General features: G+C 62.1%; 23 protein-coding genes. 16 read left to right on the top strand and 7 right to left on the bottom strand.

Annotated features, from left to right (window positions below):
- The first annotated feature begins 94 nt into the window (after positions 1–94).
- The 3 genes from ACI512_RS16840 (at position 95) to ACI512_RS16830 (ending at position 3,068) form a co-directional block, all read left to right on the top strand.
- On the top strand, positions 95–1,729 hold the full coding sequence (locus ACI512_RS16840) for a methyl-accepting chemotaxis protein (RefSeq protein ID WP_236381782.1): 1,635 nt from the start codon (positions 95–97) through the stop codon (positions 1,727–1,729).
- A gap of 260 nt (positions 1,730–1,989) precedes the next feature.
- Positions 1,990–2,553, top strand: coding sequence for a nicotinamide riboside transporter PnuC (gene pnuC / locus ACI512_RS16835; RefSeq protein WP_102060432.1), 564 nt, complete (start codon positions 1,990–1,992; stop codon positions 2,551–2,553).
- Complete coding sequence (locus ACI512_RS16830; RefSeq protein ID WP_236381784.1) at positions 2,550–3,068, top strand: AAA family ATPase; 519 nt, start codon at positions 2,550–2,552, stop codon at positions 3,066–3,068. The genes pnuC and ACI512_RS16830 overlap by 4 nt, the downstream gene beginning before the upstream one ends.
- A 143-nt stretch (positions 3,069–3,211) precedes the next feature.
- On the opposite strand, the gene ggt is transcribed toward ACI512_RS16830, so the two are convergent.
- The gene (gene ggt / locus ACI512_RS16825; protein WP_231809316.1) at positions 3,212–4,936 is read right to left on the bottom strand and encodes a gamma-glutamyltransferase; all 1,725 of its coding nucleotides are present in this window, start codon (positions 4,934–4,936) and stop codon (positions 3,212–3,214) included.
- Between the two features lie 404 nt (positions 4,937–5,340).
- Here ggt and ACI512_RS16820 point away from each other — a divergent pair, with 404 nt between their 5' ends.
- Positions 5,341–6,486: a MalY/PatB family protein gene (locus ACI512_RS16820; RefSeq protein WP_236383863.1), complete on the top strand. Its 1,146-nt coding sequence runs from the start codon at positions 5,341–5,343 to the stop codon at positions 6,484–6,486.
- A 55-nt stretch (positions 6,487–6,541) separates the two neighbouring features.
- On the opposite strand, the gene ACI512_RS16815 is transcribed toward ACI512_RS16820, so the two are convergent.
- A complete protein-coding gene (locus ACI512_RS16815; protein WP_003173733.1) occupies positions 6,542–6,757 on the bottom strand; it encodes a molybdopterin-binding protein in 216 nt (71 codons plus the stop codon).
- A gap of 318 nt (positions 6,758–7,075) precedes the next feature.
- Between ACI512_RS16815 and ACI512_RS16810 the strand changes: the two genes are divergently transcribed.
- Genes ACI512_RS16810 through ACI512_RS16800 form a run of 3 tightly spaced genes read left to right on the top strand, consistent with a single transcriptional unit; the run spans position 7,076 to position 9,577 of the window.
- Complete coding sequence (locus ACI512_RS16810; RefSeq protein ID WP_236383864.1) at positions 7,076–8,032, top strand: aliphatic sulfonate ABC transporter substrate-binding protein; 957 nt, start codon at positions 7,076–7,078, stop codon at positions 8,030–8,032.
- Positions 8,033–8,042: 10 nt separating this feature from the next.
- Entirely contained in the window at positions 8,043–8,864 is an 822-nt protein-coding gene (locus ACI512_RS16805) for an ABC transporter permease (RefSeq protein WP_405121223.1), read from the top strand.
- Positions 8,861–9,577 carry an ABC transporter ATP-binding protein gene (locus ACI512_RS16800; protein ID WP_236380825.1) on the top strand — a complete coding sequence of 239 codons (717 nt, stop codon included), beginning with the start codon at positions 8,861–8,863 and terminating at the stop codon, positions 9,575–9,577. The genes ACI512_RS16805 and ACI512_RS16800 overlap by 4 nt, the downstream gene beginning before the upstream one ends.
- A 159-nt stretch (positions 9,578–9,736) precedes the next feature.
- Here ACI512_RS16800 and ACI512_RS16795 read toward each other — a convergent pair whose 3' ends face one another.
- Positions 9,737–10,657 carry a FecR domain-containing protein gene (locus tag ACI512_RS16795; protein WP_236380823.1) on the bottom strand — a complete coding sequence of 307 codons (921 nt, stop codon included), beginning with the start codon at positions 10,655–10,657 and terminating at the stop codon, positions 9,737–9,739.
- Positions 10,654–11,172 (bottom strand): sigma-70 family RNA polymerase sigma factor, encoded by a 519-nt coding sequence (locus ACI512_RS16790; RefSeq protein WP_046034241.1) that lies wholly within the window; start codon positions 11,170–11,172, stop codon positions 10,654–10,656. The genes ACI512_RS16795 and ACI512_RS16790 overlap by 4 nt, the downstream gene beginning before the upstream one ends.
- A 238-nt stretch (positions 11,173–11,410) precedes the next feature.
- On the opposite strand from ACI512_RS16790, the gene ACI512_RS16785 reads away from it, so the two are divergent.
- Together ACI512_RS16785 and ACI512_RS16780 are read left to right on the top strand one after the other, a co-directional pair.
- Positions 11,411–12,376 carry a threo-3-hydroxy-L-aspartate ammonia-lyase gene (locus ACI512_RS16785; protein WP_236380821.1) on the top strand — a complete coding sequence of 322 codons (966 nt, stop codon included), beginning with the start codon at positions 11,411–11,413 and terminating at the stop codon, positions 12,374–12,376.
- Positions 12,373–12,753, top strand: coding sequence for a RidA family protein (locus tag ACI512_RS16780; RefSeq protein ID WP_236380819.1), 381 nt, complete (start codon positions 12,373–12,375; stop codon positions 12,751–12,753). Before ACI512_RS16785 ends, ACI512_RS16780 begins: the two co-directional genes overlap by 4 nt.
- On the opposite strand, the gene ACI512_RS16775 is transcribed toward ACI512_RS16780, so the two are convergent.
- On the bottom strand, positions 12,741–13,367 hold the full coding sequence (locus ACI512_RS16775) for a transcriptional regulator (protein ID WP_236380816.1): 627 nt from the start codon (positions 13,365–13,367) through the stop codon (positions 12,741–12,743). The two genes, ACI512_RS16780 and ACI512_RS16775, sit on opposite strands and share 13 nt — an antisense overlap.
- A 258-nt stretch (positions 13,368–13,625) precedes the next feature.
- Between ACI512_RS16775 and ACI512_RS16770 the strand changes: the two genes are divergently transcribed.
- From ACI512_RS16770 to ACI512_RS16750, 5 genes are all read left to right on the top strand, one after another.
- On the top strand, positions 13,626–14,876 hold the full coding sequence (locus ACI512_RS16770; protein ID WP_005788524.1) for a ribonucleotide-diphosphate reductase subunit beta: 1,251 nt from the start codon (positions 13,626–13,628) through the stop codon (positions 14,874–14,876).
- A 150-nt stretch (positions 14,877–15,026) separates the two neighbouring features.
- Entirely contained in the window at positions 15,027–15,515 is a 489-nt protein-coding gene (locus tag ACI512_RS16765) for a DUF1289 domain-containing protein (RefSeq protein WP_122810628.1), read from the top strand.
- Between the two features lie 168 nt (positions 15,516–15,683).
- Positions 15,684–16,598, top strand: a complete 915-nt coding sequence (locus ACI512_RS16760; RefSeq protein WP_043205274.1) for a class I SAM-dependent methyltransferase — start codon at positions 15,684–15,686, stop codon at positions 16,596–16,598.
- 148 nt (positions 16,599–16,746) lie between these two features.
- Entirely contained in the window at positions 16,747–17,463 is a 717-nt protein-coding gene (gene pcsA / locus ACI512_RS16755) for a phosphatidylcholine synthase (RefSeq protein WP_012723966.1), read from the top strand.
- Positions 17,464–17,646: 183 nt separating this feature from the next.
- Positions 17,647–18,426, top strand: coding sequence for a TSUP family transporter (locus ACI512_RS16750; RefSeq protein ID WP_236380813.1), 780 nt, complete (start codon positions 17,647–17,649; stop codon positions 18,424–18,426).
- Here the strand turns inward: ACI512_RS16750 and nudC are convergent.
- Together nudC and ACI512_RS16740 are read right to left on the bottom strand one after the other, a co-directional pair.
- A complete protein-coding gene (nudC, locus tag ACI512_RS16745) occupies positions 18,394–19,227 on the bottom strand; it encodes an NAD(+) diphosphatase (protein WP_046033824.1) in 834 nt (277 codons plus the stop codon). The two genes, ACI512_RS16750 and nudC, sit on opposite strands and share 33 nt — an antisense overlap.
- Positions 19,228–19,232: 5 nt before the next feature.
- Entirely contained in the window at positions 19,233–20,045 is an 813-nt protein-coding gene (locus ACI512_RS16740) for a crotonase/enoyl-CoA hydratase family protein (protein ID WP_046033823.1), read from the bottom strand.
- A gap of 301 nt (positions 20,046–20,346) precedes the next feature.
- On the opposite strand from ACI512_RS16740, the gene ACI512_RS16735 reads away from it, so the two are divergent.
- Both ACI512_RS16735 and ACI512_RS16730 read left to right on the top strand, forming a co-directional pair.
- A complete protein-coding gene (locus ACI512_RS16735) occupies positions 20,347–20,910 on the top strand; it encodes a UPF0149 family protein (RefSeq protein WP_236380812.1) in 564 nt (187 codons plus the stop codon).
- Between the two features lie 198 nt (positions 20,911–21,108).
- Complete coding sequence (locus ACI512_RS16730) at positions 21,109–22,365, top strand: 3-phosphoshikimate 1-carboxyvinyltransferase (protein ID WP_236380811.1); 1,257 nt, start codon at positions 21,109–21,111, stop codon at positions 22,363–22,365.
- Positions 22,366–22,384: the final 19 nt, after the last annotated feature.

Genomic DNA, 22,384 nt, shown 5'->3' with positions numbered 1-22,384 from the left:
TCAGGTTTTTCGATTACAGGCCGAAAGCCTATCAGACAAGGCGTAAAAGTCGATGTGGCGCCCACAATTATAAAAAGCCCGGAGTGACAGGACGATGAACAGTTTGCGCAATATGTCGATCAGCCGACGGCTCTGGCTGATCCTGATAGTCGCCGTGCTGATGCTGATGGCCCTGGGTTTGCTGATGCTCAAGCAGATCCATGACGACCTCTACCAGGCCAAGCGCCTGCAGACCCAACACGTGGTCCAGACCGCCAGCGGTATCCTGACGTTTTATCACAGCCTCGAAACCACCGGCGTGATGACCCGCGAAGCCGCCCAGAAACAAGCCATGAACGCGGTGCGCGGCTTGCGCTACGACCATGACGACTATTTCTGGATCAACGACCTCACGCCCGTGATGATCATGCATCCGGCCAACCCCAAGCTCGACGGCCAGAACCTGTCGGCGATCCGCGACCCTGACGGGTTTGCCGTGTTCAACGAATTCGTGATCCTGGCCAAGGCCAAGGGCGCGGGCATCGTCAACTATCGCTGGCCGAAGCCGGGTGCCGAAGCGCCCGTGGCCAAGACCTCGTATATCCAACTGTTCGAGCCGTGGGGCTGGATCATCGGTTCCGGGGTCTACGTGGATGATGTACAGGCCGAGTTCAGCGCCCAGGTCTGGAAAGCCTCGTTTATCGGCTTGGGCATCGCGGTGGTCATGGCGTTGCTGGTGTCGTTGATCGCCCGCAGCATTGTGCGCCCGCTGCAGGACGCCGTGAATGCCATGGGCAACATCGCCAGCGGCGAAAGCGACCTCACCCGCAGCCTCGATACCCATGGCCAGGACGAAGTCACCCAACTGTCCCAACACTTCAACAGCTTTACCGCCAAGCTGCGTCTGGTGGTAACCCAGTTGCAGGCGTGCGCCAACGCATTGGGCCAGTCCTCGCAAGAGCTGGGCGCCAACGCCACCCAGGCCCATGACCGCAGCCAGCAACAGTCCCAGCAGATGGAACTGGTGGCCACGGCCATCAACGAAGTCACCTACGGCGTGCAGGACGTGGCCAAGAACGCCGAACACGCCGCCAGCGAAATGCGCGATGCCCAGGCCCAGGCGCAGCAAGGCCAGGTCAACATCGACGGCAGCCTGCAGCAGATCGACCAGCTCTCGGGCACCATCAGCCAGGCGGTGGAAGTGATTCGCACCCTGTCCGCCGAGAGTACCCAGATCGGCAGCGTGCTCGAGGTCATCCGCTCCATTGCAGACCAGACCAACCTGCTGGCCCTTAACGCGGCGATTGAAGCGGCACGCGCGGGCGAACAAGGCCGTGGCTTTGCCGTGGTGGCCGACGAAGTGCGCCTGCTGGCCCAGCGCACGCAAAAGTCCACCGCCGAGATCCAGGGTATGATCGAGCGCCTGCAAGGCCACTCGGAAGCGGCGGTCAAAGTGATCAGCGACAGTCACAGCGCCTCGCAACTGACCATCGAACAGGCCGGCCAGGCCGGCGCCAGCCTGACCGCCATCGGGCAAGCCCTGAATAACCTCAACGGCCTGAATGCGTCGATTGCCAGCGCCACCCTGCAACAGGCCCATGTGGTGGAAGACATCAACCAGAACGTCACCCAGGCCGCCGGTTTGTCCCACAGCACGGCGCTGGCGGCGGAACAGTCGAGCGTGGCGAGTGCGCAATTGCGCGGGTTGAGCGAACAACTCGACGGCCTGCTGCGCCAATTCAAAGTGTAGTTTTGTGGTGGGCGGGCTTGTTGTGGTGAGCAGGCCTATTGTGATGAGCAGGCTTGTTGTGGTGAGCGGGCTTGCCCCGCGCTGGGCTGCGTAGCGGCCCCAATAAATACGCCGCGTATTGCCGACAGTATGCGGCGATTGGTTTTAGGGCTGCTGCGCAGCCCAGCGCGGGGCAAGCCCGCTCACCACAACAGCCAATTCCTACACCCACCTTCTTTGGTTACAATCCCCGCCCTCTCCCACTCTCCCAAGGAACCACCATGTCCGGGCTTGAACTGTTCGCCGCCGCCCTGGGGGTGATCGCCGTATGGCTGACGGTCAAGCAGAACCCTTGGTGCTGGCCCATCGGGCTGGTGATGGTGTTGCTGTACACCTGGGTGTTTTTCGACGTAAAACTCTATTCCGACATGCTCTTGCAGGTGGTCTACGCCGCGCTGCAAGTCTACGGTTGGTGGCAGTGGACCCGCGCCGGCGAGGTCCAGCAGGGCCGCCAAGTGACCAGCCTCGGTGTGCCGGCGATCATGGCCAGCCTGGCGGTAGGGGCAATCGGCAGCTTGCTGCTCGGCGCCGCCATGGCGCACTGGACCGACGCCGCCCAACCCTGGCTGGATGCCGCCCTGACCGGTTTCAGCCTGGTGGCGCAACTTTGGATGGCGCAGAAGCGCGTGCAGTGCTGGCCACTGTGGATTGCCGTGGACGTGATCTTCGTCGGGCTGTTTGTCTACAAAGGCCTCTACCTCACCGCCGCGCTCTACGCGCTGTTTACCGTGATCGCCGTGCAAGGCTGGCGCGAATGGCGCGCCGACCCGGCGTTGCACGCATGAAGGTGGTGGTACTGGCCGGGCCGGAATCCAGTGGTAAAAGTTGGCTGGCGACGGAGCTGCAAGCGCAGTTTGGCGGGTTGATGGTGCGTGAATACGTGCGCGAATTCATCGACCATCACCAGCGTGATACCTGCCTTGCGGATATCCCGGCCATCGCCCGTGGCCAACTCGCCTGGGAAGACGCCGCCCGCGCCGAACAGCCCCGCCTGCTGATCCTCGATACGCACTTGCTGACCAACAAACTGTGGAGCCAGACCCTGTTTGGCGACTACCCGGCCTGGCTGGACGACGAACTGCTGGCTCGGCACTACGACCTGCACCTGCTGCTGTCGCCGGAAGATGTGGAGTGGACTGCCGATGGGCAACGCTGCCAACCTGAGCTGGCCGACCGCAGGGCGTTTTTCCAGGACAGCCTGGACTGGATGCAGCAGCACCAGCAACCCATCGTGGTCATCAGGGGAAATTGGGAAAAACGCCGGAGCGCCGCATTCACCGCAGTAGAAAAGCTGTTGTAGTGAGCGGGCTTGCCCCGCGCTGGGCTGCGTAGCAGCCCTAAAACCATACACCGCGCTCTGTCAGGCAGAACGCGGTGTTTTTATTGGGGCTGCTACGCAACCCAGCGCGGGCGGCGCGAAGAATCGACAAGCCCGCCCCCCCGTCAGTACCCCAGCGACAGCCCCGTATTACGACGCGGGTCATTCGCCCCATAAAAGCGGTTGTTACCCACCGGCTTGCCACCCAGCGACGGCGCGCCCACCAGGATCGCCGCCAAGTGGTTGGCATCCTGCGGACCGGCAAACTTATGGCCCCAGCTTTCCAGGATCTTCTGGGTGTCCGGGCTCACGGCAAACGTCTCAAGGTTGGTGGTCTCCGGCATCCACTGCTGGTGGAAACGCGGCGCGTCCACGGCTTCCTGGATGTTCATCTTGTAGTCGATGACATTCAGGATGGTCAGCAAGGTCGCGGTAATGATGCGGCTGCCACCTGGCGTGCCCACCACCATCACAGCCTTGCCATCCTTGGTCACGATGGTCGGGCTCATCGACGACAGCGGCGCCTTGCCCGGCGCGATGGCGTTGGCTTCACCCTGGACCAGCCCGTACATGTTCGGCACGCCGACCTTGACGGTGAAGTCGTCCATTTCATCGTTGAGGATCACCCCGGTCTTGCTCGCCATCACGCCCGCGCCGAACCAGTCGTTGAGGGTGTAGGTCACCGACACCGCATTGCCCCACTTGTCGACGATGGAATAGTGGGTGGTGTTGTTACCTTCGTGAGGTGATACGCCCGGCTTGATGGCCTGGGAATCCCCGGCCTTTTGCGGCTCGATGGCGTCGCGCAGTTTGGTCGCGTAGTTTTTATCCAGCAGGTGCTCGATCGGGTTCTTCACGAAGTCCGGGTCGCCGAGGTAGCTGTTACGGTCCACATAAGCGTGGCGCATGGCTTCGATTTGGTAGTGCAGGCCTTGGGCCGAGTGATAGCCGAGGTCGGCCATCGGGTAGCCTTCGAGGATGTTCATGATCTGGCAGATCACCACGCCGCCCGAGCTTGGTGGCGGTGCCGAGACCACGTGGTAGCCACGGTAGTCGCACTCGATGGGTGCCAACTCACGGGTCTTGTATTTGTCGAGGTCCGCCTGGGTGATGATGCCCTTGCCGGCCTGGCTGGAATCCACCAGCGCCTTGGCGACCCAACCTTTATAGAAACCGTCGGTGCCCTTGGCCGAGATTTCCTTGAGGGTCTTGGCCAGGTCTTTCTGCACCAGTTTCTGACCCACCTGCAGCGGCTGGCCGTTGTGCAGGAAGATCGCGCGCATGTCCTTGTCTTTTTCAAACTCGCCGGTGGCGGTGTGCAGCAGGTCGATATCACCTTGCTCCAGGGCAAAGCCGTTTTCCGCCAGCTTGATCGCCGGTGCGATGACCTGGGCGCGCTTGAGGGTGCCGTATTTGCTCAGGGCCAGTTCCATCCCCGACACGGTGCCGGGTACGCCGACGGCCAAGTGGCCCTTGGCGCTGAGGCCTTCGATGACGTTGCCGTCTTTGTCCAGGTACATATTGGCGGTGGCCGCCAGCGGGGCTTTTTCGCGGAAATCGAGGAAGGTCTTGCGCCCGTCCGCCAGTTGCACGGTCATGAAACCGCCACCCCCCAAGTTACCCGCCGCCGGGTACACCACGGCCAGCGCATAGCCCACCGCTACAGCAGCATCGACCGCGTTGCCGCCGGCCTTGAGCACATCCACGCCCACATGAGTGGCCAAATGCTGGGCCGTCACCACCATGCCATTTTCACCGGCCACCGGGGCCTGGGAAGCGGCGTGCACACCACTGACCGTCAACACCAGGGCTGTGGCAATCAAGGTACGGCTGAAGGGTTGGTATTTCATCCATGGCTACTCTAGTTATTGAGACGCACCAAAATAGCCCGGCGCACAGGTAATCCCCAGCGCAATGGCGTTTTTATTACAGAACTTGTCGGTCATAGAACGTAGGCTCGGTGTGCCCTCACTCCAGCCAGCGTGTTTAACGGGGCGCCTAAGATCAGAAGCAGACTGATATCTACCTGATGTATGGAGATCAAACTGTGGGAGGGGGCTTGCTCCCGATAGCAGTGGGACAGCCAGAGATGCATCAACTGACACACCGCCATCGGGAGCAAGCCCCCTCCCACAGTTTCAACCCAGTACGGCACACCTCAACAACGGTAAGCACCAATCAACCCTGGCCTATAAAAATAATGACGCTAGAATCAGCCCCATTCCCGCGCCCGACGCCCTGACACGAGCCCCCCATGAGCTTTGATTTCGACACGATCCACCCCCGCCTAGGCACCGGCAGCACCAAGTGGAACCGCTACCCGCACGACGTTTTGCCGATGTGGATCGCCGACATGGACATCGCCGCCCCACCGGCCGTGCTGCAAGCCTTGCACGCGCGCCTCGACCAGCAGGTGCTCGGCTACAGCGTCGCCGGCCCGGATGTGCGTGAGGCGATCATTGCCGATTTGTGGGCCAAGTACGCCTGGCGCGTACAGCCGAATGAGTTGCTGTTCCTGCCCGGCGTCGAACCGGGTTTCAACATGGCACTGCACGCCTTTGTACAACCCGGCCAACCGGTGGTACTGCAAACCCCCAACTACCGGCCGATCCGCCTGGCGCCGGGGCACTGGAACCTGCCGCGCATCGAAGTCCCCTTCGAGCTGGTCGACGGCGAATACCTCACGCCCCTGCCAGCCATGCGTCAGGCGCTGACCGGCGCCGGCGCGCTGCTGTTGAGCAACCCGCATAACCCCATGGGCAAAGTCTTCCCCCGCGAAGAACTGCTGGCCGTGGCCAACGCCTGCCTGGAACACGGCGCGCTGATTATCTCCGACGAAATCCACGCCGAGCTGTGTTTTGACGGCCGTCGCCACATTCCCACTGCCAGCCTCAGCGATGAGATCGCCCAGCGCACGATCACGCTGATGTCGGCGAGCAAGGCGTATAACGTCGCCGGACTGAAAACTTGCTTTGCAGTGGTCCAGAACGCCGAGATCCGCGAACGCTTCAACCAGGCGCGTTGCGGCATGGTCGACAGCGTCAGCCCCCTGGGCCTGGAGGCCACCCGCGCCGCCTACAGCCAGTGCGGCGACTGGCTTGATGCGTTGGTGCAGTACCTGCAAGCGAACCGTGACTACCTGCTCGATGCCGTGCAAACCCGCCTGCCCGGCGTGGTGATGCAGGTGCCGCAAGGCACGTTCCTGGCGTGGCTGGATTGCAGCGCCCTGGGCCTGGATGATCCGCAGCAGTTTTTCCTGGAGCAGGCCAAGGTCGGGTTGAGCGCCGGTATCGAGTTCGGCGATGACAGCCAACAGTTCGTGCGACTGAACTTCGGCTGCCCACGGACGATGCTGGAAGAAGGCCTGCAACGCATGGAACGCGCCCTTCGCCAACGCTGAAGCATGCACCTATTAATGAGGGCCCGGGCTTGCCAGCGCCCTCATTCGATTGGGTTCACAACTTGGCGATGGACACTTCCGTCGATTTCACAAAGGCAATCACTTCGCTGCCCACTTTCAACTCCAGGTCACGCACCGAGCGGGTGGTGATCACCGAGGTGACGATGCCGGACGCGGTCTGCACGTCGATCTCCGACACCACTTCCCCCAGCAGGATTTCCTTGATGACGCCCTTGAACTGGTTGCGCACGTTGATCGCTTTAATGGTCATGTCGGCTTTCCTTTTGGCTGTTGGGTCAATCCGCACGAATGCGCAGGCCCTCAACATGCGCCACCCACGAAGACATTAAAAGGAATATATAACTCTTTATTTATTCGATACAGATATATAAGAACTGTTGCATCACCAACAGCTGATCAACAGTTTGCGCGTTCGCGCTACAGCTTTATCCCCTTCAAGCCCCGTAAACACGCCTCCGAACCAGATGGCACAGAGACTGCATATTCCCGAAAAGCATGATGGAACATGCCGTTTAATTTTTCTGGATATAAGAAAAGCCTTCTCTCAATGCCTTGCCGGAGCTGTTCCATGACCCCCTTCACCCGACGCTTACTCGTGGCCTGCGCCCTCGCCCTGTGCCTGCAACCGCTGGCCCATGCCGCCGACACCGACCCCGCCGAAGTCAATCTCGACTACGCCTACTACTCGCCCGTCAGCCTGGTGCTCAAGCATTTTGGCTGGCTGGAACAGGCCCTGCCGAACAGCAAGGTCGGCTGGGTCCTAAGCCAGGGCAGCAACCGGTCGCTGGAATACCTCAACAGTGGCGGCGTGGATTTCGCTTCTTCCGCCAGCCTGTCGGCGGTGTTGAGCCGCGCCAACGGCAGCCCGATCAAATCGGTGTATGTGTACAGCCGCGCCGAATGGACGGCCCTGGTAGTGCGCAAGGACTCGCCGTTCAAGAGCGTCACCGATCTCAAGGGCAAGAAAATCGCCGCCACCAAAGGCACCGACCCGTACCTGTTCACCCTGCGCAGCCTGCAAAAGGCCGGGCTGAAAAAAGACGATGTGGAGCTGGTACACCTGCAACACCCGGATGGCCGCACCGCCCTGGAAAAAGGTGACGTGGACGCCTGGGCCGGTCTCGATCCGCACATGGCCGCCAGCGAAATCCAGGCCGGTTCGCGCTTGCTGTACCGCAACAAGGACTTCAACAGCTATGGCGTGGTCAGCGTCACCGAGCAGTTCGCCAAGGCGCATCCGCAGACCATCACCAAAGTGCTTGGCGCCTATGAAAAGGCCCGCGACTGGGCGGTGAAGCACCCGGATGAATTCGCCAAGCTGCTCGCCGACGAATCCGGCCTGCCGCTGGAAGTGGCCAAGCTGCAACTGTCGCGCACCGACCTCAGCACGCCGTTCCTGAGCAGCAAGGATGTGCTGTCATCCAAGGCCGCCGCGCCGATCCTGGTGTCCGAAGAGTTGGTGCGCAAAGGCGTGAATGTGGACCAGGTGATCGACCAGTTGATCGACACCTCGTTCGGCCACTAAGGAGCGCGTGATGACCAGCAAAACCCAAGCATTGCCCCTTGCCGCGCCCGTGACGATCAACCGCAGTGCCTGGCCGAGACGGCTCAAGGGCCTGGTGGTGCCGGCGCTGATCCTGCTGGTATTGGAAGTGGTGGTACGTGTGGGTTGGCTGCCGTCGTACCAGATGCCGGCGCCCAGCGAAATCGCCGTGACCCTGACGGACCTCGCCGAAGGTGCACTGTGGAAACACATCAGCGCCAGCCTCGGCCGGGTGCTGCTGGGCTTTGCCATCGGCGCCAGCCTGGCGTTGATGTTTGCCGCGTGGGTCGGCTTGAGCCGTGAGGCCGAAGCCTATCTGGAACCGACCTTCGCCGGGCTGCGCTCGATCCCGAGCCTGGCCTGGGTGCCGCTGTTGTTGCTGTGGCTGGGCATCGACGAAACGTCGAAAATCGTGCTGATCGCAATCGGCGCGTTCTTCCCGGTGTACCTCAATGGGGTTGCGGCCATCCGCGATATCGACCGCAAGTTGGTGGAAGTCGGGCAAATGTATGGTTTCAATCGCCGCCGCTTGGTGCGCCGCATTTTACTGCCCGCCGCCCTGCCCGGCCTGTTTACCGGGTTGCGCAGCGGCTTGAGCCTGGCGTGGATGTTTTTGGTGGCGGCTGAGTTGATCGCGGCCACCAAGGGCCTGGGTTATTTGCTCAGCGACGGGCGGGAAACCTCGCGGCCGGATATCGTGCTGGCCGCGATCATTGTGTTGGCGCTGCTGGGCAAGGTCAGCGATGGCCTGCTCGCGGCACTGGAGAAGCGCTGCCTGGCCTGGCGCGATACGTTTCAGGGAGCCGGACAATGAGCGCACAGCCTCTGCTGGACATTCACGTGGCGCGTAAAAGCTTCGCCCACACCACCGTACTGAACGAGGTGCGCCTGGCGTTGCACCCGAGGGAAGCCGTGAGCCTGCTGGGCCCCAGCGGCTGTGGCAAAAGCACCTTGCTGCGCATCGTCGCCGGCCTGGAAAAGGACTTCCAGGGCGAACTGCACAGCCCGGAGGGCGAAGTCGCCTTTGTGTTCCAGGAACCCCGGCTGATGCCCTGGCTCACGGTGGAACAGAACATCGGTTTCAGCGATGACAACCACTACGACAGGGCCTGGGTCACGCAACTGATCGAGGAAGTCGGCCTCAAGGGGTTTGCCCAGGCGCTGCCCAAGGCGTTGTCCGGCGGCATGGCGCAGCGGGTCGCCATCGCGCGGGGCCTGTATTCACGCCCGCAGGTGTTGTTGCTGGATGAACCCTTCAGCGCAGTGGACGCGTTTACCCGCATGAAGTTGCAGGACCTGCTGCTGCAACTGGCCAAACACCATGCCATCGCCTTGCTGTTGGTGACCCATGATGTGGACGAGGCGCTGTACCTGAGCGACCGTGTGCTGGTGATGGACAACCGGCCCAGCAGCATTCGCCAGGAACTGGCGGTGGACCTGCCGCACCCAAGGGACCGGCGTGATCCGCTGCTGGCCCGGCTCAAGGCACTGGCCTTGACCGAGCTGCACCGCGCCCATGTAATCTAACAACACCGAGACTTGTAGTGAGCGGGCTTGCCCCGCGCTGGGGCGCGAAGCGGCCCTAAAACCAAACACCGAGCTTTGTCTGACAGACCGCGGTGTTTTTATTGGGGCCGCTTCGCAGCCCAGCGCGGGGCAAGCCCGCTCACTACACTAACGGTGTGATCAGGTCATTGCTTTGCGCAATGTCACCCAATACCGTGTCCGCGCCTGCAGCTCGAGCCCGAGGGTCGAGGCAAGCAAATTGAGGATGCGGTCGGTGTCGTCGAGGCGGAAGCTGCCGGTCACACGTAAATTCTCCAGGCTCGGTTCCCAACGCAAAACACCTGGCCGATAACGTTCCAGCTCCCGCAAAAAATCGCCCAGCGCCTGGTTCTGCGCCGTCAGCACACCGTCGCGCCAGCCCAGCTGCGACACATCAAACGGCACCCAGGCACCCAACCCACCGGCTTTCAGCGGCGCTTGCTGCCCCCCCTGCAGGGTCGCCATCTGCCCATTCCGGTCGCGCACTTGGACTGCGCCCTTGAGCACAGACACCAGACAGCCGGCCGCCTGTTGTCGTATGCACACGTCGGCCTGGCTGACGCTCAACTCGCCGTAGCGGGTCTGCACGGTCATCGCGGTCGCGCCGGGTAGATTCAGCGCCAACTCACCGTCCACCAGCGTGATACGCCGCTGTGCCAGGTCCACATCCACCGCCGTGGCGGTATTGAGTTGCAGGTTGCCGCCGTCATCCAAGGGGATACGCTTGCGCTCACCGGTGGCGGTGTGCAGGTCGGCGCGCCAGACCTCGATGGGCAATTGACGGCTGACCAACCAGGCCGTAGGCACCAAGGCCGCGATAGCCAACGCGCGCTTGAGCACGGCGCGGCGTCCCGGTTGCGGGCGATCGAGGCTGGCCATCGCCAAGGCCTGGGGCAAGGCGCTGAAACGCTGGCGCAGGGTCTGGGCTTTTTGCCAGGTCTGTTCGTGCTGAGGGTGGCTGTCCCGCCAGTGCTGCAAGGCGGCGTGGTCATGCTCGGTGGCCGCGCCAGACTCCAGCAGCGCCAGCCATTGGGCGGCGGCACGCGCCACGTCACGGCTCACAGGTCCACCAGCAGGCAATGTTCGTAAGCCTGGGCCATGTAGCGTTTTACCGTGCGCTCGGAGACGTCGAGGCGCTCGGCGATCTCCCGATAGCCCAGGCCTTCCAGTTGGCTCCAGAGAAAGGCGCGGCGGACCAGCACCGGCAAGCCATCGAGCAATTCATCCAGGGCTTGCAGGGTTTCCAGCACCAGCCAGCGCTGCTCGGGCGACGGCACACAGGCTTCCGGCAGGTTCGCCAAGGCCTGCAGATAGGCCTGTTCGAGGCTGCGCCGCTGATGGAAATTCACCAGCAGGCGCTTGCCGACGGTCACCAGATACGCGCGCGGCTCCTGCATCTGCGCAATCGGCTGGGCGCTGGCGAGTACCCGTAAAAACGTATCCTGGCTCAGGTCCGCGGCATCCCAGGCATTGCCCAAGCGCCGGCGCAGCCAGCTTTCCAGCCAACTGCGATGGTCGCGGTACAGGCTCGACAACGTCAGCTCGGGGGCGTGGGTCGAAACAACAGCATCATTCATGGCAAGCGACCTGCGCGGCGCGAGTGAGTCTCAAATGAGATTAATTCTATTTAATATCGCAGTCAGACACCATGATCTTTTCAACCTTGCGCTAAGTGGGCGATGCAGTCGGCGAGTCGGACCAACATCGTACCCTCCTGCGATCAGAGAGGTTCGAAACGCTAGCGCTACCACACGAACCTTTACTATCTGTCTTGTTATGGATATTTTATCCAGACATGCCATTGAGGTCCGTCCCATGCACCTGCCGACTTACCAAGACGTCATCGCCGCCGCCCAACGCCTGGAGGGCGTTGCCTGCCTGACGCCGGTGTTCACCTCTCGAACGCTCAACGCACAGATTGGTGCCGAGGTCTTCATCAAGTGCGAGAACCTGCAACGCACCGGCTCATTCAAGTTTCGCGGCGCCTTCAATGCACTGTCGCAGTTTGACGCACGGCAACGCGAAGCCGGGGTGGTGGCGTTCTCGTCGGGCAACCATGCCCAGGGCATCGCCCTGGCGGCGCGTTTGCTGGGCATACCGGCAACGATTGTGATGCCCGGCGATGCGCCTGCCGCCAAGGTCGCGGCCACCCGCGAGTATGGCGCCAGCGTGGTGCTGTATGACCGCTTTACCGAGGACCGCGAGCAGATCGGCCGTAAGCTGGCGAACGAACACGGCATGACCCTGATCCCGCCCTACGACCATCCGCATATCCTCGCCGGCCAAGGCACCGCCGCCAAGGAACTGCTGGAATTCACCGGCCCCCTGGACGCGTTGTTCGTCGGCCTGGGCGGTGGTGGCATGCTGTCGGGCACGGCGCTGTCGACCCGCGCCTTGTCGCCGGAGTGCCAGTTGTATGGCGTCGAACCCGAGGCGGGGAACGACGGCCAGCGCTCGTTTCGCACCGGCAACATCGTACATATCGACACCCCGGCGACCATCGCCGACGGCGCCCAGACCCAGCATTTGGGCAACTACACCTTCCCGATCATCCGCGAGCAGGTGAACGACATCCTTACGGTGTCGGACGCACAGTTGGTGGCCTCGATGAAGTTCTTCATGCAGCGCATGAAAATGGTGGTGGAACCCACCGGCTGCCTGGGCCTGGCCGCACTGCACGCGCTGGGCGACCAGTTCAAGGGCCAGCGCGTGGGCATCATCGTCACCGGCGGCAACGTCGATCTCCAGAAGTACGCCACCCTGCTCAGCGAGGCGCCATGAACATCATCCACACCCCCACGGCGGCAAAGCCTGCCGGCCATTATTCCCAGGCCATCCGCCACGGCGACACGCTGTATATCTCCGGGCAACTGCCGGTCAGCCCGGACGGGCGGCATAACCTGTCGGCGCCGTTTGCCGAACAGGCCCAGGTCGCACTGGCGAATGTGCTGGAAATCCTCAAGGCGGCCGGCTGCACGCCGCAGGATCTGGTGAAAGTCACGGTGTACGTGGCGGGGGTCGAACACTGGCCGGCGTTCGACCAGGTCTACGCCGGCGCACTGGGTGATCACCGCCCGGCACGCGCGGTGGTGCCGGTGCCCGAGTTGCATCACGGGTATCTGGTGGAGATTGAAGCCGTCGCGCGTTACTTGGCGTAGGTGTAGACCGCCGCGCGCGACACGCCCAGATGCGAGGCTACGGTTTCCATGGCCCGACGCACATCCATGCAGCCGGCATCCTTGAGCTCACGCATCAAGGCACGCCGGTCCGCGGTCTTGAGCGCGCGCGGCGTGGTGGCCAGGCGTGCGGCGAACTGATCGATGCGCGCACGAATGGCGTCGGCGCCGGACGGGTCGAGAGACTCACGGGGCGTGTCGCCACTGACGGAGCCGAACTGTTCCAGCATGCCCTGCAAGCCTCGGAACAACGAGAGGTCGACGTTCATGCACAAGGCCGCGACGTATTGACCGCGGGCGTCCTTGATGCCGATCGAGGTGCTCTTGACCTGGCGGCCGTCGGCGAACTGGTTCTGATAATTGGCAATGACTTGCGGGTACTCGGGATCGGCAATCCGCGCCACGCCCAGCTCAGTGGCCGGGTCGCCAGGCTGGCGGCCCGAGAGGTTGTTATGGATGGCCAGGATCGCGTGCTGCGGGTCGCGCAAGTCGTGCAGCACCACTTCGCAGAACGGGCTGAAGGTTTTGCTCAAGCCTTCGGCGATCTGTTCGAGCTGGCTGATCAGGTGGGTGTCTTCGGGCAGGGTCTTTTTCATGCAAGACAACATATCCAGTCCTGGACAGGGCGTCAATCAAGCGCCCGGCAGCGACCCCAGACCGCACATCTTGTGCGTTGACCATCGTCATCACACCCCATATAGTGTGCCCACAAACAGAACAGACCACTACATAGTGTGCAGTATCGGTAAATACCGACCACACAATGCGCCGTATTTCAATGCCTAACCGCCTGCAAATTTTATATTTTGGACGGCCCAATAGGCCGTCAGAACAGACCAGAAGGGAGTATTTCAATGCTGAGTTGGGATGAAGTCGACAACGAAGACACCGGTGCAGCGGTGATCAAGGGCGCCAACGCTGGCCACGCCAGCGAAGCCAACATGGACCGCCTCGACGGTGCCGGCGCCGCCGCCGCGCTGGAAGCCCGTAACGTGACCGCCAACGACTCCGCTGCGATCATCCGCGCCAAGGCCGCCCTCGACAAACTCGACGTCGCCGAAGGCCTCGCCGAACTCGAAGGCTCCGCCGCCCGCGTCGCCGTCGACGAAAAGCGCATGATCAACTGCCGCGCCGACCTCAACCAACTCGTGCCCTTCAAGTACGACTGGGCCTGGCAAAAATACCTCGACGGCTGCGCCAACCACTGGATGCCGCAAGAGGTCAACATGACCGCCGACATCGCCCTGTGGAAAAACCCCGAAGGCCTGACCGACGACGAACGCCGCATCGTCATGCGCAACCTCGGCTTTTTCTCCACCGCCGACTCCCTGGTGGCCAACAACCTCGTGCTGGCCGTGTACCGCCTGATCACCAACCCGGAGTGCCGCCAGTACATCCTGCGCCAGGCCTTCGAAGAAGCAATCCACACCCACGCCTACCAGTACTGCATCGAATCGTTGGCCATGGATGAAGGCGAGATATTCAACATGTACCACGAGATTCCATCGGTCGCCAAAAAGGCTGCCTGGGGTCTGAAGTACACCCGTTCGATCTCCGATCCGAAGTTCGAAACCGGCACCGTCGAGACGGATAAAGAGCTGCTGCGTAACCTGGTCGCCTACTACTGCGTCTTGGAAGGCATCTTCTTCTACTGCGGCTTCACCCAGATCCTCTCCATGGGCCGTCGCAACAAAATGACCGGCGTGGCGGAACAGTTCCAGTACATCCTGCGCGACGAGTCGATGCACCTGAACTTCGGTATCGATGTGATCAACCAGATCAAAATCGAAAACCCACACCTGTGGGATGCCGAGATGAAGGAAGAAGCGACCCAGATGATTCTGCAAGGGACTCAGCTGGAGATTGAATACGCCCGCGACACCATGCCACGCGGCGTGTTGGGGATGAATGCGGCGATGATGGAAGACTACTTGAAGTTCATCGCTAACCGTCGCCTGTCGCAGATTGGCTTGAAGGAAGAGTATCCAGGCACCACCAACCCGTTCCCGTGGATGAGCGAGATCATGGACTTGAAGAAAGAAAAAAACTTCTTCGAGACCCGCGTGATCGAATACCAGACCGGCGGCGCGTTGAGCTGGGACTGATCCACGGACGAGACCCCAACATGTGGGAGGGGGCTTGCCCCCGATGATGTTCGTTCAGTTCAAGCTTCAGTGACTGATGCACCGCGATCGGGGGCAAGCCCCCTCCCACAGGGGTTGCGGTGCGCTATAGATCTTTGCAAATTGCCTCTTATGCCCAATCAAACCATCAAAACACCTTGCGTCGGCCTGTGCTCCACCGTTTACGGGGACCTGGTCTGCCGGGGCTGCAAGCGTTATCACCATGAAGTGATCCAGTGGAATGGCTACAACGCCGAGGAAAAACAAGCGGTGTGGCTGCGCCTGGAGCAATTGCTGGTGCAGGTGATGGCCAGCAAACTCGAGGTGTTTGATACGCACCTGCTGCGCCAGCAACTGGAAAATCGCAAGATCCGTTTTGTGCCGCACCAATCGCCGTATTGCTGGGCGTACCAACTGATTGCCCGGGGTGCGCGGGTGATTTCCAAGCTGGATGCGTATGGGCTGGCGTTGCTGCCGGAATTTCGTGAGCGCAGCCTGGCGGATTTGCGCGATGCGATTGACCGGGAATTTTTCCTGCTGTCCGAAGCGCATTACGAGCGGTATATCGCGCCGGGCTTTCTCAAGGAAGCGTTTGGGCCGGCCCTGATCGCCACGTTCTAGACAACACCCCATTTGGAGTTGCATCACTCCGCAGGTCAAGGACCTGCCGCGCCCGCGCGGGGCCGGCGTTGGCCACCAGCGAAGCCAGGGCATCGCGCCATTCATCCAGCCCCCTCGCACCGGCAATTGTGTTTAAAATGCCGCCCGCTCAACGAACGACGTTTAACGATGAACCCAGACGCACTCGCCACCCTGCACGCCCACTTGCTCACGGCCCTGGCCACCCCACCGGCGGAAACCCGGCGCCTGTTCCACGGCCGTGGCCGCTGCTGGCCGGGCCTGGAGCAATTGACCGTAGACTGGTTGCAAGGCGTGCTGCTGGTGGCGTTGTTCAAGGCGCCGGAAGCGGCGCAGTTGCAAGCCTTGAAGCAACTGCTGCAAACCCGATTCGGCACTTACACCGTCGCCCTGCAACACCGCTACCTGCCGCAAAGCACCACCGAATGGCTGGTGGGCGGCCCCGTCGACGAGCTGACCATCACCGAAGGCGGGCTGCGTTACCTGATCGACCTGGGTAAAAAACAGAACAGCGGGCTGTTCCTCGACATGCGCTACGGGCGCAATTGGGTACGCGAACAGGCCAAAGGCCAACGGGTGCTCAACCTGTTCGCCTACACGTGCGGGTTTTCGGTGGCGGCCATCGAAGGTGGCGCCGACCACGTAGTGAACCTGGACATGGCCCGTGGCGCCCTGAGCCGTGGCCGCGACAACCATCGCCTCAATGGTCATGACCTAAGCAAGGTCAGCTTCCTGGGCCACGACCTGTTCAAGTCCTGGGCCAAGGTCACGCATGGCGGCCCCTACGACCTGGTGATCATCGACCCACCGTCGTTCCAGAAAGGCAGCTTCCTGCTGACCAAGGACTACCAGCGCGTCCTGCGTCGCCTGCCGGATCTGCTCACGCCACAGGGCACGGTGCTGGCCTGCATGAACGACCCGGCCTTTGGCGAAGACTTCCTGATCGACGGCGTGACACGCGAGGCCCCTGGGCTGCGCTTTGTCGAACGGCTGCAAAACCCGCCGGAATTTCCTGATATTGACGCGCAAAGTGGCTTAAAGGCACTGGTGTTCCGCCAAGGCTGATGCCGAAACTGCCTACGCTTGCTACGCTAAGTGATACGCCGGGTGGTGAACCTTCTTACCCCCTTCCCGGTCGATACCTGCATCCCCCGGCCAGACTCGACGGCGTCACGTCGTCGGCTGCCCTGTTTCACCTTTTGGAGATCCGCCCGTGATATCGACCCTGCATGTAGCCAGACTCAAAGCCTGGGGCGCCCACGGCTTCACCGCCACCGGTGTGGTATTGGCCTTCCTGGCCACCCTGGCGCTGCTGGAAAACTCACCCAAGGCCTGCCTGCTCTGGCTGGGCCTGGCGTTGGTGGTGGACGGTGTCGACGGCTCACTGGCGCGACGGGTGAATGTCAGCACGGTACTGCCCAGTTTCGACGGCTCGGTGCTCGACCTGGTGATCGATTACCTCACCTACGTGTTTATTCCGGCACTGTTTATCTACCGCTATATCGACCTGCCGGAATTTACCCACCTGCTGACGGTGTCGGTGATCCTGGTGTCGTCGCTGTTCTGCTTCTGCAACGTGAACATGAAGAGCAAAGACAACTACTTCGTCGGCTTCCCCGCCGCGTGGAACGTGGTTGCGCTGTGCGTCTATATCATCCAGCCGGAAGCCTGGGTGACCTTGCTCACCGTGATTGGCCTGGCGCTGCTGACGGTGACGCCGATGAAGTTCCTGCACCCGTTCCGCGTCAAGCGGTTCATGCCGATCAATATCGCCGTGACCACGATCTGGTTGCTGTGCAGCTTCTTGATGGTGGTGGACTATCCCAACACCAACCCGTGGACGTTTGGGTTGTGGTCGCTGATGTCGGCGTATTTCCTCGGGATTTGTATCTGGCGCACGGCCCTGGAGTGGCTGGGAACACACAAATGACCCGGTGAACACTCTGTAAATGTGGGAGGGGGCTTGCCCCCGGTAGCGGTGGGCCAGCTAAAGATGAGTCAGCTGGAGCACTGCCATCGGGGGCAAGCCCCCTTCCACATTTGGATTTGCAGACTCCCCGCGAGTAAGATGGCGGCCTTTCGCTTAGCGCCCTGCCAATAATAAGCCCAGCCCATGTCCCTCGAACTCAGCGTAGACCTCACCACCCTTGCCATCCTGGCGGCGGTCGCCTTTATCGCCGGTTTCATCGATGCCATCGCCGGCGGCGGGGGCTTGCTCACCACGCCCGCCCTGCTCACCGCCGGCATGCCGCCGCACTTGGTACTGGGCACCAACAAGCTCAGCTCCACCTTCGGCTCGGCCACCGCCAGCTTCACCTTTTACCGCCGCAAGCTGTTCCACCCGCGCCAGTGGGTGCACGCCATTGTCGGCACGCTGATTGGCGCCCTCGCTGGCGCGGTAGTGGCCCACTACCTGCCGGCTGAAACCCTGAACAAGATGCTGCCGGTGATCGTGTTCGGCTGCGGCCTTTACCTGTTGTTCGGCGGCACGCCCAAGGCGCCGCTGGATGCCGACGCGCCGATCAAGAAGAAGTGGCAATCCACCCAGGGCTTCGGCCTGGGCTTCTACGATGGCGTGGCAGGTCCGGGCACCGGCGCGTTCTGGACCGTCAGCACGATGCTGTTGCACCCCATCGACCTGGTGAAGGCCAGCGGCGTGGCGCGCAGCATGAACTTCGTCAGTAACGCGGCGGCACTGTCGGTGTTTATCTTCAACGGCTCGGTGGACTGGATCGTCGGCCTGGCCATGGGCGTATCGGTGATGTGTGGCGCGTTCTTTGGCGCACGCAGCGCGATCAGCGGCGGCGCCAAATTCATTCGCCCGGTGTTCATCACCGTGGTCCTCGGCCTGACGGTGCGCCTAGCCTGGCAGCACTGGTTCAGCGTGGCCTAGGCGACGGGCCAGGTAGAGGTCGATCAGGTAACGCGCAATCGAGCGTGACGCCGGCAGCGGCGGCAGGTTGTGGATGTTGAACCACTGCGCGTCCTCGATCTCGTCGGCCTGGGGCACGATGTCGCCACCGGCGTACTCGGCATGGAAGCCGAGCATCATCGAATGTGGGAACGGCCAGCACTGGCTGCCCATGTACTGGATGTTCTTGACCTCCACCTGCACTTCCTCGCGGACCTCGCGGATCAGGCAGTCTTCGGCCGACTCACCCGGCTCGGCAAACCCCGCCAACGTGCTGTACACCCCCGTGACAAAGCGTGGCGAACGCGCCAGCAGGATCTCGTCGCCACGGGTCACCAGCACGATCATGCTCGGCGAAATCCGCGGGTAGCTGCGCAGGTCACAGGCCTGGCAATACATCGCACGCTCGCGCGGCACCTGGACCATGGGCTGGCCGCAACTGCCGCAAAACCGATGCTCGCGCGCCCACGTACCGATCTGCGCGGCGTAACCCAGCACTTTGTACAAGGTGTGATCGCCTTGCAGCATGAAGCCGCGCAGGCCTTGCCAACTGCAGCCCGGCACTTCACCGGCGCTATTGAGTTCCAGCAGGTACACCGGCTCACCGTCGAGGTGGCCGATGCCGTGTTCGGCGAACACTGACAGGTCCTGGCGCTTGAGCCATTCCCGGGGGAACAAGGGGCCATTGGTGTCATGCAAAAAGCCGTCGCGGCTGCGGGCAACGGCCCAGCCGCCGGGGGTGTCGTTGTCCAGCAGCGTTGTGGTAATCCAGCCTGGGGTCATGTCAGTCAATCCACGAATTCGGGTTTCTGCTTACTCATATGGGCCGCGATGGCCACGCGCAGGTCGTTGGATTGCAACATAGCCGAGTTCCAGGTGGCAACGTATTCCAAGCCGTCATTGACCGTATGGTCACGCATGTAGCTGATCATGGCCTTGGTGCCGGTGACCGCAATCGGCGATTTGGCGGCAATTTCATGGGCGATTTCCATCACCCCGGCCAACAGGCTGTCCTGATCGGGATAAACGCGATTGACCAGGCCGATGCTGCGCGCCTCCTCGGCGCCGAACTGGCGGCCGGTATAGGCCAACTCGCGCAGCATGCCGTCACCGATGATGCGCGGCAGGCGCTGCAGGGTGCCGACGTCGGCCGCCATGCCGATGTCGATTTCCTTGATCGAGAACTGCGCGCCGTCAGCCGCGTAGCGCATGTCGCAGGCGCTGATCAGGTCAATGGCACCGCCGATGCAATAGCCCTGGATCGCCGCCAGCACCGGCTTGCGGCAGTTGTCGACGGCATTGAACGAGGCTTGCAGTTCGAGGATTTTGCGGCGCAAAAGGCGCGCGTTGCGGCCCACGTCCTTGCCGAACTCGTTGGCCACCGAGGCCAGCATCATCAGGTCGATGCCGGAGGAGAAATGCTTGCCGGCCCCGCTGAGCACCACAGCGCGTACGGCGTCGGTGTCTTCGACCCATTGGAAGATGTCGATGATTTCGGTCCAGAACGCCGCGTTCATCGCGTTGATCTTTTCCGGACGGTTGATCTGCACATGGGCAACGTTGCCGGCGAGTTCGACGACGAAAGCTTGGTATTCGGACATGGCAGTGATCCCTGGCTGGCGAGTGATGAGGCCCGAACTATAACAAGGGTGCACCACGACGCATCAGCCAAAAACAGGACGGGCAAACGTAATGAAATGTTGTGGGCGCACCGTTATCGACCTGGCCAATGGCGCACTGCTGGCGATCATCCTCGCCGTGGTCGGTTCGGTCTGCGTGAGCAAGCTGTGCCAGCCGCGCGGGTAAAACGCTGCAAAGCGCTGGATAAAACCCTGCACACACGCCATCCTTCGCGCTTTAAGCCGCCTCACCTGCGGCGCTCGACGTTTAAAGGATATGCCCATGCACGCCCAACCCCTCACCGCCGCCGACTTCGAATTCATCGAAGACACCCTGCTCAAGTACGGCGACGACCATTCGGTCCTGAACCTGGCCGAACTCGACGGCTACTTCACCGCGCTGGTCTCCAGCCCGGTCCAAGTGGATGTGGCAGAGTGGTTCCCGGCGATCTGGGGCGGGCAAAACCCCGACTGGAACAACATGGACGAAGCGCAAAGCTTCCTCGAACTGTGCGTGCGCCACATCAACACCCTGGCCAGCCAACTGGCCACCGACGCGCAAGGCTTCAAGGCCCGCTTCGACGAAACCGAACACCAGGGCCAGAACGTCACCCTCGCCGAAGAATGGTGCTTCGGCTACATCCGCGGCGCCGCCATCGGCAATTGGCCGGAACTGCCGGCAGAACAGGCCGCCCTGCTGGAAAAAATCTCCTGGTGCGCCGAACAAGACAACTTCGAACTGCCCGCCGAACTGGACGTACAAGCACACCAGCAACGCGTCAGCGAAATCGAACCGGCAGCGCGGGCGTTGCATGATTATTGGTTGGCAAAGCGATACGTGCTGTAGATCTTGATCTCAAGCGCCCCGTCAAACACGCTGGCCGGGATTCGACAGGGATTTGGGGGCGGCCCCCCCCAAATAACGGATAGGCACACCGCACCACCGCCATCGCAAGCTCGACAAGCACCACACCTATACCCGATCATTCAAATCCGCCCGTCGGCCACTCCATCCCACCTTGCCTTGAATCAGGAGCCTTGTACCTTGAGTTCGCAGAAAACCGTGACCGTTACACCGCCCAACGCCCCCCTCAACGGCAAGGTCGCACCCCCCGGCTCCAAATCCATCACCAACCGCGCCCTGCTGCTGGCCGCCTTGGCCAAGGGCACCAGCCGCCTCAGCGGCGCCCTCAAGAGCGACGACACCCGCCACATGTCAGTGGCCCTGCGCCAAATGGGCGTCACCATCGACGAACCAGACGACACCACCTTCGTCGTCACCGGCCAAGGCAAACTGCAACTGCCGCCGCAGCCACTGTTCCTCGGCAACGCCGGCACCGCCATGCGCTTCCTCACCGCCGCCGTGGCCACCGTTGAAGGCACCGTGGTGCTCGACGGCGATGACTACATGCAAAAACGCCCAATCGGCCCGCTGCTGGAGACCCTCGGCCAGAACGGTATCCAGGTCGACAGCCCCACCGGTTGCCCACCGGTCACCGTGCACGGCGTGGGCAAGATCAAGGCCAAGCGCTTCGAGATCGACGGCGGTCTGTCCAGCCAATACGTATCGGCCCTGCTGATGCTCGCAGCCTGCGGCGAAGCGCCGATTGAAGTGGCGCTGACCGGCAAGGACATCGGCGCCCGTGGCTACGTGGACCTGACCCTGGACTGCATGCGTGCCTTCGGTGCCCAGGTTGAAGCCGTCAACGACACCACCTGGCGCGTCGCCCCTGGCGGCTACACCGCCCATGATTACCTGATCGAACCTGACGCCTCCGCCGCCACTTACCTGTGGGCCGCAGAAGTGCTGACTGGTGGCCGTATCGACATCGGCGTGGCCGCGCAGGATTTCACCCAGCCGGACGCCAAGGCCCAGGCCGTGATCGCGCAGTTCCCGAACATGCAAGCCACGGTGGTTGGCTCGCAGATGCAGGACGCTATCCCGACCCTGGCGGTGCTGGCTGCGTTCAACAACACCCCGGTGCGCTTCACTGAGCTGGCCAACTTGCGCGTCAAGGAATGTGACCGCGTCCAGGCGCTGCATGACGGCCTGAACGAAATCCGTCCGGGCCTGGCGACCATCGAGGGCGATGACCTGCTGGTGGCCAGCGACCCGGCCCTGGCCGGCACTTCCTGCACCGCGCTGATCGACACCCACGCCGACCACCGCATCGCCATGTGCTTTGCGCTGGCGGGCTTGAAAGTGTCAGGAATCAAGATCCAGGACCCCGACTGCGTGGGCAAGACCTATCCTGAATACTGGAATGCCCTGGGTAGCCTGGGCGTTCAACTGACCTACTAAACTGTCGGCAACGGTGTGG

Source organism: Pseudomonas petroselini, from assembly GCF_045037875.1.
Classification (GTDB): domain Bacteria; phylum Pseudomonadota; class Gammaproteobacteria; order Pseudomonadales; family Pseudomonadaceae; genus Aquipseudomonas; species Aquipseudomonas petroselini.
The sequence above is the reverse complement of the archived record's forward strand: the minus strand, read 5'-3'. Positions and strand labels throughout refer to the sequence as shown.

Excerpts from the sequence above, each read along its gene's own strand:
- ACI512_RS16840 (WP_236381782.1), top strand. The coding sequence starts at position 95 with ATGAACAGTTTGCGCAATATGTCGATCAGCCGACGGCTCTGGCTGATC.
- pnuC (WP_102060432.1), top strand. The coding sequence starts at position 1,990 with ATGTCCGGGCTTGAACTGTTCGCCGCCGCCCTGGGGGTGATCGCCGTA.
- ACI512_RS16830 (WP_236381784.1), top strand. The coding sequence starts at position 2,550 with ATGAAGGTGGTGGTACTGGCCGGGCCGGAATCCAGTGGTAAAAGTTGG.
- ggt (WP_231809316.1), bottom strand. The coding sequence starts at position 4,936 with ATGAAATACCAACCCTTCAGCCGTACCTTGATTGCCACAGCCCTGGTG.
- ACI512_RS16820 (WP_236383863.1), top strand. The coding sequence starts at position 5,341 with ATGAGCTTTGATTTCGACACGATCCACCCCCGCCTAGGCACCGGCAGC.
- ACI512_RS16815 (WP_003173733.1), bottom strand. The coding sequence starts at position 6,757 with ATGACCATTAAAGCGATCAACGTGCGCAACCAGTTCAAGGGCGTCATC.
- ACI512_RS16810 (WP_236383864.1), top strand. The coding sequence starts at position 7,076 with ATGACCCCCTTCACCCGACGCTTACTCGTGGCCTGCGCCCTCGCCCTG.
- ACI512_RS16805 (WP_405121223.1), top strand. The coding sequence starts at position 8,043 with ATGACCAGCAAAACCCAAGCATTGCCCCTTGCCGCGCCCGTGACGATC.
- ACI512_RS16800 (WP_236380825.1), top strand. The coding sequence starts at position 8,861 with ATGAGCGCACAGCCTCTGCTGGACATTCACGTGGCGCGTAAAAGCTTC.
- ACI512_RS16790 (WP_046034241.1), bottom strand. The coding sequence starts at position 11,172 with ATGAATGATGCTGTTGTTTCGACCCACGCCCCCGAGCTGACGTTGTCG.
- ACI512_RS16785 (WP_236380821.1), top strand. The coding sequence starts at position 11,411 with ATGCACCTGCCGACTTACCAAGACGTCATCGCCGCCGCCCAACGCCTG.
- ACI512_RS16780 (WP_236380819.1), top strand. The coding sequence starts at position 12,373 with ATGAACATCATCCACACCCCCACGGCGGCAAAGCCTGCCGGCCATTAT.
- ACI512_RS16775 (WP_236380816.1), bottom strand. The coding sequence starts at position 13,367 with ATGAAAAAGACCCTGCCCGAAGACACCCACCTGATCAGCCAGCTCGAA.
- ACI512_RS16770 (WP_005788524.1), top strand. The coding sequence starts at position 13,626 with ATGCTGAGTTGGGATGAAGTCGACAACGAAGACACCGGTGCAGCGGTG.
- ACI512_RS16765 (WP_122810628.1), top strand. The coding sequence starts at position 15,027 with ATGCCCAATCAAACCATCAAAACACCTTGCGTCGGCCTGTGCTCCACC.
- ACI512_RS16760 (WP_043205274.1), top strand. The coding sequence starts at position 15,684 with ATGAACCCAGACGCACTCGCCACCCTGCACGCCCACTTGCTCACGGCC.
- ACI512_RS16750 (WP_236380813.1), top strand. The coding sequence starts at position 17,647 with ATGTCCCTCGAACTCAGCGTAGACCTCACCACCCTTGCCATCCTGGCG.
- nudC (WP_046033824.1), bottom strand. The coding sequence starts at position 19,227 with ATGACCCCAGGCTGGATTACCACAACGCTGCTGGACAACGACACCCCC.
- ACI512_RS16740 (WP_046033823.1), bottom strand. The coding sequence starts at position 20,045 with ATGTCCGAATACCAAGCTTTCGTCGTCGAACTCGCCGGCAACGTTGCC.
- ACI512_RS16735 (WP_236380812.1), top strand. The coding sequence starts at position 20,347 with ATGCACGCCCAACCCCTCACCGCCGCCGACTTCGAATTCATCGAAGAC.